The sequence below is a fragment of the Actinoplanes sp. NPDC019969 genome (genome assembly GCF_055562375.1).
In genome coordinates this window covers 196,454-214,036 of sequence record NZ_JBVHFK010000006.1, presented here as the reverse complement: position 1 = coordinate 214,036, position 17,583 = coordinate 196,454, and the positions used below count along the sequence as shown (strand labels likewise).

Sequence of the window (17,583 nt, the reverse complement as noted above, 5' to 3'; positions counted from 1 at the left end):
TGTTCCCGCGGCCCGTCGCCCCACCCGGGGAGGCGGGCCGCGGGCGTTTTCCGGGTCGCTTTCGGAACGTGCCGCCAAAACGGGCGTTAATGGCACGCCGCAATGGCGTCCGTCGATGATCGGGGCGCCGCGGAAATCGACCGCCACCGACCCGGTGCCCGAAACGTCCGATTGGCCCGGCCGGGATCTCACCCATGATCGACAGCAGTGACTGTCACGACGCCTTTTCCGCTGGCAGGGGCGCACGTACGCCGTACAACCAAAGGGGTTGGGGCATGTGCCGACGGACGCCGCAAGGCGACCGCTAGGCTGAACCGGCGGTCGCTGAAGCCCGCGGACGACGCAGCGCACCCCGCCACACCTCGCGGGTTGACCTCGCCGTCGACACCCGCAGTTCATGCCGAGGACGGGGGTCGGCCGCCGGGCCGCCCCAGGAGAAGGACTAGCCTGATGGCCGTGACACGCCGCGCAAAGATCGTCTGCACGATGGGCCCCGCAACCAAGTCACCCGAGCGGATGCTCGGACTTGTCGAAGCGGGCATGAACGTGGCCCGGATGAACTTCAGCCACGACAGCCTGGAGAACCACCGCGAGATCTACGAGCTGGTCCGCGCCGCCGCCGCGCAGGCCGACCGGCCCGTCGCCATCCTCGGCGACCTCCAGGGCCCGAAGATCCGGCTCGGCAAGTTCGCCGACGGCCCGCACCGCTGGGAGACCGGCGACCGCGTCGTCATCACCAGCGAGGAGATCCTCGGCACCAAGGACCGGGTGAGCTGCACCTACAAGAAGCTCCCGCACGAGGTCAAGGTCGGCGACCGGCTCCTCATCGACGACGGCAAGGTCGCCATCGAGGTGACCGGCGTCGACGGCGAGGACATCCAGTGCCTCGTCACCGAAGGCGGCCCGGTCAGCAACAACAAGGGCGTCAGCCTGCCGAACGTCGCCGTCAGCGTCCCCGCCCTCAGCGAGAAGGACGAAGAGGACCTCCGCTTCGCCCTCAAGCTCGGCGTCGACCTGATCGCCCTGTCGTTCGTCCGCGCCCCCGAGGACATCAACCTCGTCCACAAGATCATGGACGAGGAGGGCCGCCGCGTCCCCGTCATCGCCAAGGTCGAGAAGCCCGAGGCCGTCGAACACCTCGAAGCCATCGTCCTCGCCTTCGACGGCGTCATGGTTGCCCGCGGCGACCTCGGCGTCGAGCTGCCCCTCGACCAGGTCCCCCTGGTCCAGAAGCGCGCCGTCCAGCTCTGCCGCGAGAACGCCAAGCCGGTCATCGTCGCCACCCAGATGCTCGACTCCATGATCGAGAACTCGCGCCCGACCCGCGCCGAGGCCTCCGACGTCGCCAACGCCGTCCTCGACGGCGCCGACGCCGTCATGCTCTCCGGCGAGACCTCCGTCGGCAAGTACCCGGTCCTCACCGTCAGCACCATGGCGAAGATCGTCACCACCACCGAAGCCGGCGGCATGGGCGTCCCGCGCCTGCAGCACGACCCGCGCACCCACGGTGGCGCCCTCACCGTCGCCGCCTCGCAGATCGCCCGCAACATCGGCGCCAAGGCCCTCGTCGCCTTCAGCCAGACCGGCGACACCGTCAAGCGGCTCTCCCGCCTGCACTGCGACCTGCCGCTCTACGCCTTCACCCCGGTCGCCGAGGTCCGCAACACCCTCGCCCTCAGCTGGGGCGTCGAAACCTTCCTCACCGACTTCGTCGAGCACACCGACGACATGTTCCGGCAGGTCGACGCGAAGATGCTCACCATGGGCCTGGCCAAGCCCGGCGACTACGTCGTCGTCGTCGCCGGCTCCCCGCCGAACGCGCCCGGCTCCACCAACACCCTGCGCGTCCACCAGATCGGCTCGCTCGTCGAGACCGCGAAGGTCTGACCTTGCTGCAGGGACAGGCCGCCGTCGACCAGCTTCTGGAGCTCCTCGACCTGAAGCAGGTCGACGCGGCCACCTTCCAGGGCGAAAGCCCGCAGACCGGCGCCCAGCGCGTGTTCGGCGGCCAGGTCGCCGGACAGGCGCTGGTCGCCGCCGGCCGCACCGTCGACCCCGCCCGGCACGTCCACAGCCTCCACGGCTACTTCGTCCGCGCCGGCGACCCGACCGTGCCCATCACCTTCCACGTCGAGACCATCCGCGACGGCCGCAGCTTCTCCGTCCGCCGCTCGACGGCCACCCAGCACGGCAAGACCATCTTCTTCATGTCGGCGTCCTTCCAGACCCTCGAACACGGACTGGACCATCACACGCCGCCACCCGCGGACGTCCCCGCTCCCGAAGACGTCCCCACCATGCTCGACTGGGCCGCGAAATACCCGGACCGGATGGCGATGTTCAAATCCTCGCCCCGCTCCGTCGACGTCCGCTACGTCGGCGTCCCCGGCTGGGTCCCACCCGGCGACCGCGGCATCCAACCCGAACAACGCGTCTGGATGCGCCTCGACGGCCGCCTCCCCGACGACCCGCTCATCCATGCCTGCGCCCTCACCTACGCCAGCGACATGAGCCTGCTCGACGCCGTGCTGTCGACCCACGGCGAGGTCTGGGGCCCCGGCGGCGTCATCGGCGCCAGCCTCGACCACGCACTCTGGTTCCACCGGCCGTTCCGCGCCGACGAATGGTTCCTCTACGACAGCACCAGCCCGTCCGCCGGCGGCGCACGCGGGCTCGCCAACGGCCGCATGTTCACCCGCGACGGCCGGCACATCGCCAGTGCCGTCCAGGAAGGGCTCCTCCGCCGCATCGGCGGCTGACCCCAGTTCATCAGTACGAGGCGGCGCTAAGAAAGTTGAGACCTCTTGGGGACCCCGCCAATGAAGTCCGACCCAAGTACCGGATGGCGAGCATCGACCCTCTGCGTCAACCTTCGGCCGGTAAGGGCGCACGAACTTGGCGACACCGGTAACCTTGCGCACATGACGTGCGGCCCGACCTCGGCATGGTCAGGGAGCGACTGGCGATCCTGTGTGGTGATCGCAGTCTTGGACCGCGCGGCCGCTACGGGTGCTGTCCCTCTCGCTCATAGCCCAGCCGTGCCGGTGGAACCTGATGCGAGCAGTGGGCGAACCTTCGAGAACGAACTTCAAGATTTGCTTGGCGACCTGCTGCAACGGCTCACCTGATCGGTGAAGTACATGTCGTTGCCGCGGGTCGCTCGAGCAGCAGCGCCACCACCCGATCATTCGACATCTCGACAGTTAGCCCGCCGGTCGGTGCCTGGTCAAGGGGTTCGATGGACAGACGAGCGTCTCGCCAGTTGCCGGAACTCGCCGAAAATCCCACAGTATCGGCCTTCTCAGGAAGGCGGCAGTGTGTAAACTAATCGACGAGTTGGAATGCGAAGTGTTCGGCGACCCAAGAGGGTGCGCCAAAAGGCTGTTGCGGCGAGATGCTGCATCACAGGAGGAATGAATTGAAGGTTACCTTCCGCCGTAGAATTGGCTCCTACCTGCTCGCGATTGTTGCCGCCTGCGGCATTTTCCAGGCGGTTGCCTCCACGCCAGCAAACGCAGGTGAATGCTATACGCAGTGGTGTGGTGGTGTGGTTAGCAACGGGGCTTCGCAGACCATAGCAGTCTCGAATTGTTGGCGTGATGGTATGACGTACTACTACGGGGATATCCTTCCGGCAAGTATCTGCCAGAATGGCTGGAACTACAATGCTAAAAGCTCGATGATGGCAGTCGCTCCCCGTGGTGACAGCACGATCGGATACGCCTTCTACTATGACACCGATAGCTTCCGGGTGTACCAGAACTGCCAAGTGTTTGGGAACTGGGGAACAGCCAGCGGCACCCCGTTCTCTTACAATCGACGCGGTTTGTCCTCGATGTGGGTGAAGATCGATAACTGGACCCGTGTGTACATTCGTAGCATCAGCTGTGGGTAATGCGCGCTGAGCGATGCTGATGATGCTGGCCGGGCGAATCCTGATTGACCAGCCCGGCCAGCTGACATTTAGGATCTTCGCGGCAAGCGTGTATCCCGAATCCACCGTGACGAGCTATAAGCAGCGCGACAGAGACCGGATCACTCCGATTGCGTGAGTCTCGGCGGCCAGACATCGCGTCGATATGCTGTTTACGTTTAGATGACGAGGCTTGCGGCGCACCTGCCGAGCGGTGCAAGGGGCGGTCCCCGTTCCTGGCTCGCTCCTCCGACGGCGTGGTTGATGTCAACGCCCAGGCCGGTCTACGGCAACTCCCTCGCCAGGTGGAACGGGTTGTGGTCAACAGCGGTCGACACCATGAAACAGCTTTTCCTCGACCTTGCGTACTAGGCGAGCGGAAAGTCTGGACTGTCGAGCTCTACGATCCACCACAAAACGTTGACGCGTTAGAAACTGGAATTCGAGGCCTGGGTTAACCTAATAAAGCACTTATTCCGGCTCGCTCATCTGGACGAAAAAATCCCGAGGGGGATGATCGGCGCGGGGGAGCCGTATGGATGCCTTTTACTCGCATTCTTTCGGTGTCGGCGATCAGCCGCTCATGCCTTGTCCACCAGGGCCAGTAGTGATGGCTGATCGAACTCGAACAGATCAACATGCTGACGCTCGATGGAATGTCTGTACGCGCCTTGGCATGCGACAGCTATTGCGCCCGTGGTGCATTGAAGTGTCCGAGGAAGTGCGGGCGCTATGCGAAGCTCATGCACGTAGAACCCCGCCGGCGTGGATCACGGCCTGGCGACCGGCCGTCCCGACGATCCACCGCCGGCGGGGCCGGGAAACAAGCTCAATGCCCCGCCACCGGCCGCTCCGCCTCCGCCGGCGAATCCGGAACCACCACACCCTCCGGGACCTCCGCCGCCCCCGCCCGCGGCCCCGTGATCCCCGCCCGCACCAACATCGCATCCAGATCGGCAGTCGTCCGCACCACCCGATCATGGAAACTCTCCGCCACCGGAGCCACCGGAGCCGTCGAGCCACCCGGCCGCGCCCGATGCCGCGCCCGGGGAGCCTGCTCCCCATCCGCCAGCCCCGCCGCATAACCCGCCACGCCAGCCGTCCGATCCGGCGGCAACTCCAGCACATCCCGCCGCGGCGCCACCTCACGCAACCGCAACGCCGTCACCAGATCCGCCACCGCCCGCAACACACCCAGACCACCCAGCGTCACCAGCACCAGCTCCGCCGACCGCGCGAACGGGCTCGCCGAGAAGAACCCCAGCCCCGTCTCCAGCACACCGAGCGCCACCAGCAGACTCCACACCCGATCCTGCCCCCGGGTCATGAACCCCACCGCTACATCGACCGCGCCACGCACCATCAGGTACCAGCCCACCAGCGACGCCGGCGCCGTCAACGACGAACCCCCGTCCGCCTCGGCGATCAACAACGCCCCCGTCACCGCGAACAACACCGCCAGCCCCGCGTTCAACCACCACGTCCGCGTCCCCGCCAGCGCCCGCACCAGCTCACACACCGCGCCGAACAGGACCACCGGGCCCGCGACCGCCGCCACATTCGTCGGATCCAGCCGCAACACCACCCAGCCGATCACCAGCCAGGCCGCACCCGCGAACAGCAGCACGCCCCACAGGTCCGGGCGCTTCACGCTCAACGGTGACGAACCGGACGACAACATGAGGCCTCCCACTGAAGCTGTCCCTGCCATGACAGCATCCAGGCTCGGTGTCGGCCCGCCGTTCGCCCAGATTAGGCGCGCCCCGGACAGCCTCAGATCAAGATCAAGACCGCTTGCTGGTACGGAGTAACGCGCGTCACGATTTTGGCCCGATGAACTCGTCCAGTCGCGCCACGCTCTCACGTTGCGCCACCGACAACATATTGGGCTTGCACATCCGCCATCCGATCCCGAGGCGGTCGAGCGATTTCTGGCAGAGCCCCATGATGTCGGCCGACTCGTTCGAGAAGTGGTAGCGCGGATACTCGTACGTTTTCTTCGGGTGCTTTATTCGATTGATGACACGACAGCCATCGGAGTGAAACAACCCGCGCAGGAATTCCTGGCCGTGGCGATCGACTATCTCGTCCTGCCACGGCTCGAGGACGATCGCCCTCGTATGCTTCGTCCCGGGACCGTGCTGCGGTAGAAAGCAGGGCCAGTGGTTGGAGTAGCTCTGAACCGTGATGCAACCGGTGCGGTTGACCCGTTGCACCCTCTTGGCCAGCACGCGCAGCATCGCCACCTCGCAGGCATCAACGAGCCGTGGCCAGCTAGCCGTGCAGTAGACGCGGAGAACCGGCACCTTCGTCGAGGTGACCAGGTGGCCGTCGCCCAGGTAGAGGCCCAATAGATAGGCATAATCCTGCGGATTGGCAAGATCGGCAGGCGGGTCCGAGCAGCGTGCGCACTTCGGCGTATCGGCCTCGCGCTCTGCCCGTCGTTGTGGCCGGTCCCCGTAGAACCAGTGGCCGACCGTGCGCCTCGGCAATCCAAGATCGCGGCAGATGTCGCCGAAGGGGACACCTTCGGCTCGAAGCCTCAGGGCTTTTGCATGTACATGAGGGGGATGCATACCCCCATCATGGAATGCGGGTATGACAACTTTTCCTGTGCCGGGGACGGGAGTCGAACCCGCATGCCCTTTCGAGCGAATGATTTTGAGTCATTTGTGTATACCGATTCCACCACCCCGGCATGCTCGACCCGGCGAGACAAGGTCACGCCAACCCGAGCAAGTGACAGAGTACCTACTAGGCTTAGGGCGGCGACACCCACATACGGGGTGTCGTGTCATCGACGTTCTGGGGGTAGGGGTTTCCGTGGCCGACACGCAGGCTGGTGCCGAGCGCAAGCGGGTGCTCATCGCCGAGGACGAGGCCCTCATCCGCCTGGACCTCGCCGAGATGCTCGTCGAGGAGGGCTACGACGTCGTGGGCGAGGCCGGTGACGGTGAGACCGCCGTGCGCCTGGCCGAGGACCTGAAGCCGGACCTGGTGATCCTCGACATCAAGATGCCCATCATGGATGGGCTGGCGGCCGCGGAGCGGATCGCCGGTGGCCGGATCGCGCCGGTGGTGATCCTGACGGCGTTCAGCCAGCGTGATCTGGTGGAGCGGGCCCGTGCGGCGGGCGCCATGGCTTATCTGGTGAAGCCGTTCCAGAAGTCGGATCTGGTGCCGGCGATCGAGATCGCGCTGTCGCGGTACTCGGAGATCGCGGTGCTGGAGGCCGAGGTGGCGGGGCTGACGGAGCGTCTGGAGACGCGGAAGTCGGTGGAGCGCGCCAAGGGTGAGCTGATGACGAAATATGCGATGACGGAGCCGCAGGCGTTCAAGTGGATCCAGCGGACGGCGATGGATCATCGGATGACGATGCGTGAGGTCGCGGACCGGATTCTGGCGGAGCAGCAGGCCGAGGGGGAGCCTCCGAAATGAGACGTGCGGGCGCCGTGCTGGTGACAGCGTTGTTGTTGTCGGTGTTCGGGTGCTCGTCGAGTTCTGACGCTGAGCCGTCTCCCCTGTCTCTGGACTGGCGGGAGGCGGCTCTTCCGCTTCCTGCCGGGGTGTCGGGCGCGCCGGTGGTGCGGGACGCGGTGGCCTGCGGGGGCGCCTGGTTCGTGGTGGGCGGGGTGCGTGACGCGGCGGGGGCGACGCGTCCGGCGGTGTGGCGTGCGGGTGCCGATGGCGCGTCGTGGTCGCCGGTGCCGGTGGCGGCGGACAGTTTCTACGGCAAGCAGAACGTGTTGTCGGCGGTGGCGTGCCGGGAGGGCCGGCTGGCCGCGGTGGGGGACAAGCCGGGTGGCGCGCACGGCAATCCGCGGACGAGTTCGTGGTTCCTGGACGGCGAGGGTGTGCTGCGGGAGGTCGCGGCGCGGTTCGAGTTGTTCGGTGGCCCGACGGCGGTGAACGTGTCGCGGCTGGTGGCGGGCACGCCGGGTTTCCTGATCGCGGGTAACCGTGCGTCGGGTGCGGCGGTGTGGTCGTCGGTGGACGGGTCGGCGTTCGAGATCGCGGAGGGTGTGCCGGGTCTGGCGTCGGATGCCGCGGGTGTGACGTGGGCGGCGGATGCGGTGGCGGTGGACGGCGGCTGGGTGGTGGCCGGCGGGGTGTTGCCGAAGGGCCGGATCGATCGGGATCCGATGGGCTGGTCGTCGTCAGGCGATGGGGTGTGGCGGCGGTTGGCGGCGGAGGGCGCGTCGGGGGAGTACGAGGAGTTGCAGCGGGTGACGTTGTCCGGTGGTGTGCCGGTGGCGTTGGGTTTGCGGGGTTCGGCGCTGGGTGTGTGGCGGTTGGAGTCGGGTTCGTGGCGGCCGGTGGGGTCGTTCGGTTCGGTGCGGCCGTCGGCGTGGTCTGGTGTGCGGGCGGTGACGGCGTCGGGGTCGCGGTTGGTGGCTGCGGCGGGGGACGGGTCGGCGTTCGGGTTGTGGGCTTCCGAGGATGGTGGGTCCTCGTGGCGGCCGGTGGAGTTGCCGCGGCCGGTGCCGGGGGTGTCGGGGGCTGCATTGGCTGTTTCGGCTGGTCCGGGGCTTTTGGTGGTGTCTTCGGATGACGGTGTCTCGGGCCGTGTTTTCACGTCGGTTTCGGCTACGTGAAGGTTTCCTGCTGGGGGATGGTCCGTGAAGATCATTCTTGGTGGGTCGTTCGAGTGGCTCTCGGTAACGGTTTGGCAAGTGTGGCCCCAAGTTCTTAACTGTCGATGCGGAGCCCAGTACGCTGCGCCAACACGAGCAGTGCGCAGGTTCGTGGTGCGTGGTCGAGCGGGGGGATGAGGATCTTGTGGTCTCGCCTGGCTGCGGTACGCCGAATCCTGCACCAGGATGAAAGGTCAGAAGCCTTGAGGCGTAACTATGGACGGGTTCTGGGCGCGGTCGGGATCGCTGCGGCGATGTTCGCGGCGGCCGGTTGTCAGGACTCGGGTGGCGGTAGCACGAACAACACCACTGCGGCGGGTTGCGGTGGCAAGATCGCGATCTTCGGTGCGTTCACCGGTGACAACGCGGGTCTGGTCATTCCGTCGCTGAACGGCGCGAAGCTGGCGATCAAGCAGCACAACGCGGCGAACCCGGACTGCCAGATCACGATGCAGGAGTTCGACACGCAGGGTGCGGCGGACCAGGCGACGCCGATCGCGAGCCAGGTCGCGGGGGACCAGTCGTTCCTGGGTGTGATCGGTGGTCACTTCTCGGGTGAGTCGGATGCGACGATGCCGACGTACGAGGCCGCCGGCCTGGCGATGGTCAGCCCGTCCGCGACCCGGACGGACCTGACGGCGAAGGGCAACAAGTCCTTCTTCCGGGTGGTCGGCAACGACGGCACGCAGGCCGGTGCGGTGTCGACGTACCTGAAGTCGCAGAACGCGGCGAAGGTGTTCATGATCGACGATGGTTCGGCTTACGGCGCGGGTATCACCGCCGAGCTGGAGAAGAACCTGGGCACGTCGCTGGCCGGCAAGGACAAGATCCAGGAGAAGCAGGCTCAGTTCGACGCGACCATCTCGAAGATCAAGACGGCGCAGGCCGACTTCGTCTTCTACGGCGGCTACACCCGTGAGGCCGCTCCGCTGGTGCGCCAGATGCGGGCTGCCGGTGTGACCGCGAAGTTCGTGGGCCCGGACGGTCTGTACGACCCGGCGTTCCCGCAGGGCGCGCAGCAGGGTGCCGAGGGCGCGATCATCACGTGCCCGTGTCTGCCGGCCTCCAAGGCAGGTGGCACGTTCTCGGCCGACTACGAGAAGGAATACAAGATCGCGCCGGGTTCGTACGGTGCTGAGGGCTTCGACGGCGCGACGATCTTCATCGACGCGTTCAAGGCCGGCAAGAAGACCCGTGCCGACATCCTGGCCTTCGTGAAGGCGTACGACAAGCAGGGTGTCTCGAAGTACATCAAGTTCGCTGACAACGGTGACGTCGACCCGACCAAGGTCGTGATCTGGTCGTACCAGATCAAGGGCACCACGTTCGAGCCGCTTCAGGAGCTCAAGCTCAGCTGACGACAAGCGCTGAGGGTGCGGCCGGGGTTCACGCCCCGGCCGTCTTCATCGCAAGGAGAACTTGGTGAATTTCGACGAACTCATCGGCCAATTCGGGCAGCACACTGTCAACGGGCTGTCCAAGGGTGCGATCTATGCGCTGATCGCGCTGGGTTACACCCTGGTGTACGGCGTCCTGCGTCTCATCAACTTCGCCCATTCCGAGGTCTTCATGGTCGGCACCTTCGCGGTGTTCGGGACGTGGACCGCGATGGGCCTGCAGAACAATCCGCCGCTCGGGACGGCGATCATCGCTCTGGTGGTCGGCCTGGTGGTGGCGGCGGTCGCCTCGGGCGGCACGGCGCTGGCGATCGAGCGGATCGCTTACCGGCCGTTGCGGAAGAAGAATGCGCCGCCGCTCGTCTTCCTGATCACCGCGATCGGTGTGTCGCTGGTGCTCGTCGAGGTGTTCGGCGTGCTGTTGCCGGATCTTCTCGGCGACAAGGGCCACACGATGGAGACGTTGTTCAACCGGCCACGGCAGCTGTTGGGTATGCCGACGGTGCTGGAGCACAAGCCGCTGATCACGATCGGAGACACGAGCGTCACGAACGTGCAGGCCATCGTCTTCGTGTCGGCGATGGTGATGATGTTCCTGCTGGACCGCTTCATCAACAAAACCCGGTACGGCCGGGGCGTGCGGGCGGTGGCGCAGAACCCGGAGACGGCCGCGCTGATGGGCGTGAACCAGGAGCGCGTCATCATGCTGATCTTCGTGCTCGGTGGCGCGATGGCGGGTGCCGCGGCGCTGCTGTGGAACATGCGGTTCGGTAACACGCAGAACACGATCGGTTTCGTGCTGGGCCTGAAGGCGTTCACCGCCGCGGTGCTCGGCGGTATCGGCAACCTGCGCGGCGCGCTGGTGGGCGGTCTGTTCCTCGGCCTGGTGGAGGTGTACGGCGCCACCCTGTTCAGCAGCTCGTGGGAGGATGTCATCGCCTTCGTCGTGCTGATCGTGGTGCTGATGTTCCGTCCGACCGGTCTGCTGGGCGAGTCGTTGGGGAGGGCCCGCGCATGAGCCAGAGTGTGGAGGCGAGCGCTCCGAAGGTCGGACGGCTGGAGGCGGTCGGGGACCGGTGGCGGGCGTTGCCGAAGTGGCAGCGGTCGCTGGGTTTCGTGGCGTTCGTGGCGTTCCTGTACTACCTGCCGCTGCTGGGCATCCCCGGTCTGACGTGGTTCCGGACCGACTACATCGCGGGTGGCACCAGTTGGGCCGGCACGCTGTTCACGGTTGCCGTCTATGTGCTGGTGGCGATCGGCCTGAACGTGGTGATCGGCCTGGCCGGTCTGCTGGACCTCGGGTACATCGGCTTCTTCGCGATCGGCGCCTACGGTGTCGCTCTGTTCGGGTCGGTGAACTCGCCGGTGGTGAAGGCGATCCAGGCGAAGTTCGATCTGCCGGCGACGTGGGCGGTGGGCTGGGCGATCTGTCTGTTCATCGCGATGACGCTGGCGATGATCTCCGGTGTGCTGCTGGGCTGGCCGACGCTGCGGTTGCGCGGTGACTATCTGGCGATCGTCACGCTGGGCTTCGGCGAGATCATCCGGATCGTGGCGAAGAACGTCACCACGGTCACCAACGGCAACGCCGGTATCTCGGCGGTCCCGGGGCCCGAGGGCCCGCCGTCGAAAGACAACACGGTGTTCGGTCTGCTCGATTTGAAGCCGTGGTACTGGCTGGCGATCACGTTCGTATTGATCATGGTGTTCTTCGTGCGGCGGCTGGAGAACAGCCGGGTCGGCCGGGCATGGCTGGCGGTCCGTGAAGACGAGGACGCCGCGGCCGTGATGGGTGTGAACCCGTTCAAGTTCAAACTGTGGGCGTTCGCGATCGGCGCGGCTCTGGGCGGTCTGGCAGGTGTGCTGTTCGCCAGCCGGCAGGCGTTCATCGACCCGACGAAGTTCGACCCGATGACGTCGATCCTGTTCGTGGCGATGGTCGTGGTCGGTGGCTCCGGCAACATGCTGGGTGTGTCGCTCGGCGCGTTCCTGCTGGTCTACCTGCCGGAACGGTTCCGTGAGGTCGCCGACTACCGGTACCTGGCGTTCGGCGTCGCGATGGTCGTGGTGATGATCCTGCGCCCGCAGGGCCTGATCCCGAGCCGGCGGCGAGCCCGCGAGTTGAAGGATCGTGCGGCAGAGGGAGAGGAGGCGCCCGCTCATGCCTGACGAGATCACCACGGTCGCGTCGCCGGACGTGCCGGCTCCGCCGTCGCCCGGTAAGAAGCTGCTCGAGATCGACGACGTGACGCTGCGGTTCGGCGGCGTCGTCGCGCTGGACGGGATCAGCTTCGACATCCACGAGGGTGAGATCCTCGGCTTGATCGGCCCGAACGGCGCCGGCAAGACGACCACGTTCAACGTGATGACGGGCGTCTACAAGCCCACGTCGGGTGCGGTCCGGTTCGCCGGGCAGCAGGTGACGGGCCGCAAGCCGTACCAGATCAGCCATATGGGCATCTCCCGTACGTTCCAGAACATCCGTCTCTTCCCGGAGATGAGTGCGCTGGAGAACGTCATGGTCGGCACCGACTCGCGGCACAAGACGAGCGTGCCGGGTGCGCTGTTCCGGCTCTACCGGGTGCGGCCCAAGGAGCACGAGCTGCCGAGGGTCGACTCCGGCAACGGAGCCGTCCGGGCGTGGCAGCAGGCCCGCCGTACCTTCGCGAAGGTGTTCGGGTTGTCCCGGCACATCCTGGAGGAGCGGGCGGCCGAGGACAAAGCCCTGGAGCTGCTGCGGTTCGTCGGCATCGCCGACCGGGCCAACGACGGGGCCCGCAACCTTCCGTACGGCTACCAGCGCCGCCTGGAAATCGCCCGGGCGCTCGCCACCGAGCCGAAGCTGCTCTGCCTGGACGAGCCGGCCGCCGGCTTCAACCCGGCGGAGAAGGAGGAGCTGCTCGAGCTGATCCGTAAGATCCGGGCTCAGGGCATCACGGTGCTCCTGATCGAGCACGACATGCGCCTGGTCATGGGCGTCACCGACCGGATCGTCGTGCTGGAGTTCGGGCGGAAGATCGCCGACGGTACACCGGCCGAGGTCAGCCGGAACCCGAAGGTCATCGCCGCGTACCTGGGAGAGACCACCGATGATGCTTGAGCTGGACAACGTGTCGGTGTCGTACGGGCGGATCGAGGCCCTGCACGGCATCAACCTCACCGTCGACGAGGGTGAGATCGTGGCGCTGATCGGTGCGAACGGCGCCGGTAAGACCACCACGATGCGGGCCATCTCCGGAACCCGGTCGCTGTCCGGCGGCCGGATCACCTTCAACGGTGAGGACATCAGCAAGCTGCGGGCCGACCTGCGGGTCATCCGCGGCCTGTGCCAGTCCCCGGAGGGACGCCAGATCTTCCCCGGCATGACGGTGCTGGAGAACCTGGACATGGGCGCCTACACCCGCAAGGACTCCAAGGGGATCGCCGAGGACCTGGAGAAGGTGCTCACCATGTTCCCGCGGCTGCGGGAACGGCGGAAGCAGCCCGGCGGCACCCTGTCCGGCGGTGAGCAGCAGATGCTGGCCGTCGGCCGGGCGCTGATGAGCCGGCCGAAGCTGCTGCTGCTGGACGAGCCGTCGATGGGCCTGGCCCCGATGATCATCCAGCAGATCTTCGACATCATCGTGGAGATCAACCAGGCGGGCACCACGGTGCTGCTGGTGGAGCAGAACGCGCAGCAGGCGCTGTCCCGCGCGCACCGGGCGTACGTGCTGGAGACCGGCCGGATCGTCAAGGAGGGCTCCGGCCAGGAGCTCCTGCACGACCCGGCGGTCAAGGAGGCGTACCTCGGCGTCGCCTGAGCGGCCTGATCACGGGGCGGTCCTCTCTTTCCGGGTGGGCCGCCCCGTGGTGTGCGCGGAACTTGTCAGACCCGGCGACTAGAGTCCTGGGGCGTGAGCGACGACGCCGTGACCCCCCGCCTGCTGCTGCTCGACGGCCACTCCCTGGCCTACCGGGCGTTCCACGCGCTGCCCAAGGAGAACTTCAGCACGGCGACCGGCCAGCACACGAATGCGGTGTTCGGCTTCACCTCCATGCTGATCAACATGCTGCGCGACGAGAAGCCGACGCACATCGTGGTCTCCTTCGACCTGTCCCGCGTGTCCTTCCGCACGGCGAAATACCCGGAGTACAAGGCCGGCCGCAAGGAGACGCCGACGGAGTTCCACGGCCAGGTCAGCCTGATCAAGGAGATCCTGGCGGCGCTGCGCATCCTCGTCGTGGAGAAGGAGAACTACGAGGCCGACGACGTCCTCGCCACGCTCGCCTGCCAGGCCCGGGACGCCGGCATGGAGGTGCTGATCTCCTCCGGCGACCGTGACGCGCTGCAGCTGGTCGACGAGCACATCACCGTCCTCTACCCCAGCCGTGGCGTCTCCGAGGTGTGGCGGATGACCCCGGCCCTGGTCGAGGAGAAGCAGCTCGTCCCCCCGCACCTCTATCGGGACAAGGCCGCCCTGGTCGGTGAGACCAGCGACAACCTGATCGGTGTGCCCGGCGTGGGGCCGAAGACCGCCGCCAAGTGGATCACCGAGTTCGGCGGGATCGACGGTGTCGTCGCCAACGTCGACAAGATCAAGGGCAAGGCCGGCGACAACCTGCGCGCCCACCTCGCCGACGTGCTGCGCAACTACGAGCTGAACAATCTGGTCCGCGACCTGGAGCTGCCGGTGCGGCCGGAGGACGGGCGCTGGGAGGGCTGGGACCAGGAGGCCGTGCACCAGCTCTTCGACGCCCTGGAGTTCCGGGTCCTGCGCGAGCGGCTCTACTCCTATCTCGGCACGGCCGAGCCGGAGGCCGAGGCGGAGGCCGGTTTCGAGATCGACGGGCAGGTCCTGCGCACCGGCGCCGTCGCCGCCTGGCTGCGCGAGCACGCCGGCACCGCCCCGGTCGGGGTGGCCGTGACCGGCTCGTTCGGCCGTGGCACCGGGGCTCTCACCGGTGTCGCCGTCGCCACCGCCGGTGGTCCCGCCGCCTGGTTCGACCCCACCGCCCTCGACGAGGACGACGAGCGGGCCGTCGCGGCGTGGCTCGCCGAGCCGTCCCGGCCCAAGATCGTGCACGACGCCAAGCCGGCCCTGCTCGCCTTCCACGCCCACGGCTGGCAGCTCGCCGGCGTCACCACCGACACCGCCCTCGCGGCCTACCTGGCGAAACCCGACCAGCGCACCTACGGCCTCGACGACCTGGCGCTGCGCTACCTCAAGCGCGAGCTGAAGGTGGAGGAGCCGGGCAACGGCCAGCTCGCCCTCAGTTTCGACGGCGACGGCGACGACCACGCCGCCGAGCAGGGCGTGATGCTGCGCGCCCGGGCCACCCTCGAGCTGGCCGACGTCCTCATCGCCGACCTGTCCCGCGACGGCGGCGAGTCGGTGCGCCTGCTCGCCGACGTCGAGCAGCCCCTGTCGGTGGTGCTCGCCGAGATGGAGCGGCGTGGCATCGCCGCCGACACCGCCTACCTGTCGGAGCTGGAGTCGCATTTCGCCGCCGAGGTGAAGGCCGCCCAGCAGGCCGCCCACGAGGTCGTCGGCCGCGAGTTCAACCTGGGTTCGCCCAAGCAGCTCCAGGAGATCCTCTTCGTCGAGCGCAACCTGCCGAAGACGAAGAAGATCAAATCCGGCTACACCACCGACGCCGACGCGCTGACCAGCCTGTTCGCGCAGACCGGCGACCCGCTGCTGGAGCACCTGCTGCGCCACCGCGACGTCGCCAAGCTCAAGTCGACGATCGACGGCCTGCTCAAGTCGGTCTCCGACGACGGGCGCATCCACACCACCTTCAACCAGACCGTCGCCGCCACCGGCCGGCTCTCCTCCACCGACCCCAACCTGCAGAACATCCCGATCCGCACCGAGGAGGGCCGCCGGATCCGCCGCGCCTTCATCGTCGGATCCGGCTTCGACCAGCTGATGACCGCCGACTACAGCCAGATCGAGATGCGGATCATGGCGCACCTGTCCGGCGACGACGCGCTGATCGCCGCGTTCAACTCCGGCGCCGACTTCCACGCCGCCACTGCGTCGTCGGTCTTCCACGTCGGCCTCGACGAGGTCACCCCCGACCAGCGCCGCAAGATCAAGGCAATGAACTACGGCTTGGCGTACGGGTTGAGCGCCTTCGGCCTGTCCAACCAGCTCAGCATCTCCAACGACGAGGCCAAGGGCCTGATGGAGGAGTACTTCAAGGGGTTCGGCGGCGTCCGCGACTACCTGCAGACCGTCGTCGCGCAGGCCACCACCGACGGCTACACCGCGACCATCCTCGGCCGCCGGCGCTACCTGCCCGACCTGACGAGCGACAACCGCCAGCGCCAGGAGATGGCCAAGCGGATGGCCTTGAACGCCCCGATCCAGGGTTCCGCCGCCGACATCATCAAGGTCGCGATGCTGCGCGTCGACGAGGCGCTGAAGGACGCCGGCCTCACCTCCCGCGTCCTCCTGCAGGTCCACGACGAGTTGGTGTTCGAGGTCGCCCCCGGCGAACGCGACACCCTGGAGGAGCTAGTCCGCCGCGAGATGGGCGGCGCCTACCCGCTGTCGGTCCCCCTGGAGGTCTCCATCGGCACCGGCCGCGACTGGAACGGCGCCGACCACTGACCCGCTCCCGCCACCGGCTCCCCGGGCCGTCCTGACAGGCGGCCCGGTCCGCCGCGCCTGGCCGCCCGCCTTCGGGGCGACCTGCGGCGAGGGGTGGCCGGCCTGTGCATTGCTCAGCGTGGCGGCGGGGTGACCAAGGGTGGGGCGGGGGTGCTCCGCCGGGTGATGTAAGCCGTCTCCGGGCACTCGACCGGGTGGCCCGTGCACCGCTGTTTGCGCTGATCTGAGACCCTGGGCCGATGCCGATCCCATCGACGTCGATTGAGGTTCGCCCGGGGTTCGCGCCTGATCGGGGCCTGTTGCCACCGGTGGGTTCCGCCGCCGTGACCGCCCCGGAGGCCGGCGCCGCGCTCACCGAGGGCCCGCTCGACTCGGGCCGAGCCGGCGACCTCGCGGGCACGTTCAAGGCTCTCGGCGATCCGGTGCGGCTCCGCCTCCTGTCGATGATCGCCTCGGCTGCCGACGGGGAGGTCTGCGTCTGCGAGCTGACCGAGGCGTTCCACCTGACCGGCCCCACGATCTCCCACCATCTGCGCATCCTGCGCGAGGCCGGCCTGGTGCACGGCACCCGCCGCGGCACGTGGGTCTACTACCGCGCCGTCCCCGCCGAGCTGACCCGCCTGGCCGGCGTCCTCACTACCGGCCGCCCCGTCCCGGCTCCGGCCTGAGCCGCGCCATCGGCAGTCCCGGGCGGCGGGTCGCGGAGACCCTCCATCGGCAGCCTCAGGCGGCCGGTCGCGGGTCCTTGTAGAACCAGACGACGGCCTGCGGCAACTCGTCCGCCACGCGGGCGGCCAGCAGCCGCCCCTCCACGTGCAGGGCCTCGCGCTCCGCCGCGCCGACCGGCCGGCTGTCGTGGGGATCGGCGAGGTCGACCATGGATTCGTACCACTGCCGCCACGCGGTCAGCCGCCCGGCGAGCCCGGCGCTGAGCCCGAGCGTGGCCGGATCGCGAGGCGCGAAGGTCTCGTCATGGTCGCCGCGGACCCACAGCGGCGCGCAGTCGTAGTCGTCCACCACCTTGACCAGCACCCGCCCCACGC

The 17,583-nt window shown here is 67.5% G+C and carries 15 protein-coding genes and 1 tRNA gene; 12 read left to right on the top strand and 4 right to left on the bottom strand.

From position 1 onward, the window contains the following. Window positions 1-450 precede the first annotated feature (450 nt). The 3 genes from pyk to ACZ3II_RS19705 all read left to right on the top strand — a co-directional run bounded on the left by pyk (window position 451) and on the right by ACZ3II_RS19705 (window position 4,052). Window positions 451-1,887, top strand: coding sequence for a pyruvate kinase (gene pyk, locus ACZ3II_RS19715; RefSeq protein WP_465519113.1), 1,437 nt, complete (start codon window positions 451-453; stop codon window positions 1,885-1,887). Window positions 1,888-1,889: 2 nt separating this feature from the next. Beyond that, window positions 1,890-2,759, top strand: a complete 870-nt coding sequence (locus ACZ3II_RS19710) for an acyl-CoA thioesterase (RefSeq protein WP_465519112.1) — start codon at window positions 1,890-1,892, stop codon at window positions 2,757-2,759. Window positions 2,760-3,908: 1,149 nt separating this feature from the next. Beyond that, window positions 3,909-4,052, top strand: coding sequence for a hypothetical protein (locus ACZ3II_RS19705; RefSeq protein WP_465519111.1), 144 nt, complete (start codon window positions 3,909-3,911; stop codon window positions 4,050-4,052). Window positions 4,053-4,742: 690 nt separating this feature from the next. Here the strand turns inward: ACZ3II_RS19705 and ACZ3II_RS19700 are convergent. The 3 genes from ACZ3II_RS19700 to ACZ3II_RS19690 form a co-directional block, all read right to left on the bottom strand. After that, window positions 4,743-5,540: a hypothetical protein gene (locus ACZ3II_RS19700; RefSeq protein WP_465519110.1), complete on the bottom strand. Its 798-nt coding sequence runs from the start codon at window positions 5,538-5,540 to the stop codon at window positions 4,743-4,745. 190 nt (window positions 5,541-5,730) lie between these two features. Continuing rightward, window positions 5,731-6,489, bottom strand: a complete 759-nt coding sequence (locus tag ACZ3II_RS19695) for a helix-turn-helix domain-containing protein (protein WP_465519109.1) — start codon at window positions 6,487-6,489, stop codon at window positions 5,731-5,733. Between the two features lie 38 nt (window positions 6,490-6,527). Further along, window positions 6,528-6,611: transfer RNA gene (locus tag ACZ3II_RS19690), tRNA-Leu, on the bottom strand. Between the two features lie 125 nt (window positions 6,612-6,736). On the opposite strand from ACZ3II_RS19690, the gene ACZ3II_RS19685 reads away from it, so the two are divergent. From ACZ3II_RS19685 to ACZ3II_RS19645, 9 genes are all read left to right on the top strand, one after another. Next, window positions 6,737-7,351 carry an ANTAR domain-containing response regulator gene (locus ACZ3II_RS19685; RefSeq protein ID WP_465519389.1) on the top strand — a complete coding sequence of 205 codons (615 nt, stop codon included), beginning with the start codon at window positions 6,737-6,739 and terminating at the stop codon, window positions 7,349-7,351. Window positions 7,352-7,545: 194 nt separating this feature from the next. After that, window positions 7,546-8,508 (top strand): beta propeller repeat protein, encoded by a 963-nt coding sequence (locus tag ACZ3II_RS19680; protein ID WP_465519108.1) that lies wholly within the window; start codon window positions 7,546-7,548, stop codon window positions 8,506-8,508. Window positions 8,509-8,750: 242 nt separating this feature from the next. Beyond that, complete coding sequence (locus tag ACZ3II_RS19675) at window positions 8,751-9,905, top strand: branched-chain amino acid ABC transporter substrate-binding protein (protein WP_465519107.1); 1,155 nt, start codon at window positions 8,751-8,753, stop codon at window positions 9,903-9,905. Window positions 9,906-9,969: 64 nt separating this feature from the next. Beyond that, window positions 9,970-10,962, top strand: coding sequence for a branched-chain amino acid ABC transporter permease (locus ACZ3II_RS19670; RefSeq protein WP_465519106.1), 993 nt, complete (start codon window positions 9,970-9,972; stop codon window positions 10,960-10,962). Continuing rightward, a complete protein-coding gene (locus ACZ3II_RS19665) occupies window positions 10,959-12,113 on the top strand; it encodes a branched-chain amino acid ABC transporter permease (protein WP_465519105.1) in 1,155 nt (384 codons plus the stop codon). Before ACZ3II_RS19670 ends, ACZ3II_RS19665 begins: the two co-directional genes overlap by 4 nt. Continuing rightward, window positions 12,106-13,044, top strand: a complete 939-nt coding sequence (locus ACZ3II_RS19660; protein WP_465519104.1) for an ABC transporter ATP-binding protein — start codon at window positions 12,106-12,108, stop codon at window positions 13,042-13,044. Before ACZ3II_RS19665 ends, ACZ3II_RS19660 begins: the two co-directional genes overlap by 8 nt. Then, on the top strand, window positions 13,034-13,744 hold the full coding sequence (locus ACZ3II_RS19655; RefSeq protein WP_465519103.1) for an ABC transporter ATP-binding protein: 711 nt from the start codon (window positions 13,034-13,036) through the stop codon (window positions 13,742-13,744). The genes ACZ3II_RS19660 and ACZ3II_RS19655 overlap by 11 nt, the downstream gene beginning before the upstream one ends. A gap of 93 nt (window positions 13,745-13,837) precedes the next feature. Continuing rightward, complete coding sequence (gene polA, locus ACZ3II_RS19650; protein WP_465519102.1) at window positions 13,838-16,540, top strand: DNA polymerase I; 2,703 nt, start codon at window positions 13,838-13,840, stop codon at window positions 16,538-16,540. Window positions 16,541-16,848: 308 nt separating this feature from the next. Continuing rightward, window positions 16,849-17,208 (top strand): ArsR/SmtB family transcription factor, encoded by a 360-nt coding sequence (locus ACZ3II_RS19645; RefSeq protein WP_465519101.1) that lies wholly within the window; start codon window positions 16,849-16,851, stop codon window positions 17,206-17,208. A gap of 55 nt (window positions 17,209-17,263) precedes the next feature. Here the strand turns inward: ACZ3II_RS19645 and ACZ3II_RS19640 are convergent, their stop codons facing one another. After that, window positions 17,264-17,572 (bottom strand): hypothetical protein, encoded by a 309-nt coding sequence (locus ACZ3II_RS19640; protein WP_465519100.1) that lies wholly within the window; start codon window positions 17,570-17,572, stop codon window positions 17,264-17,266. Window positions 17,573-17,583: the final 11 nt, after the last annotated feature.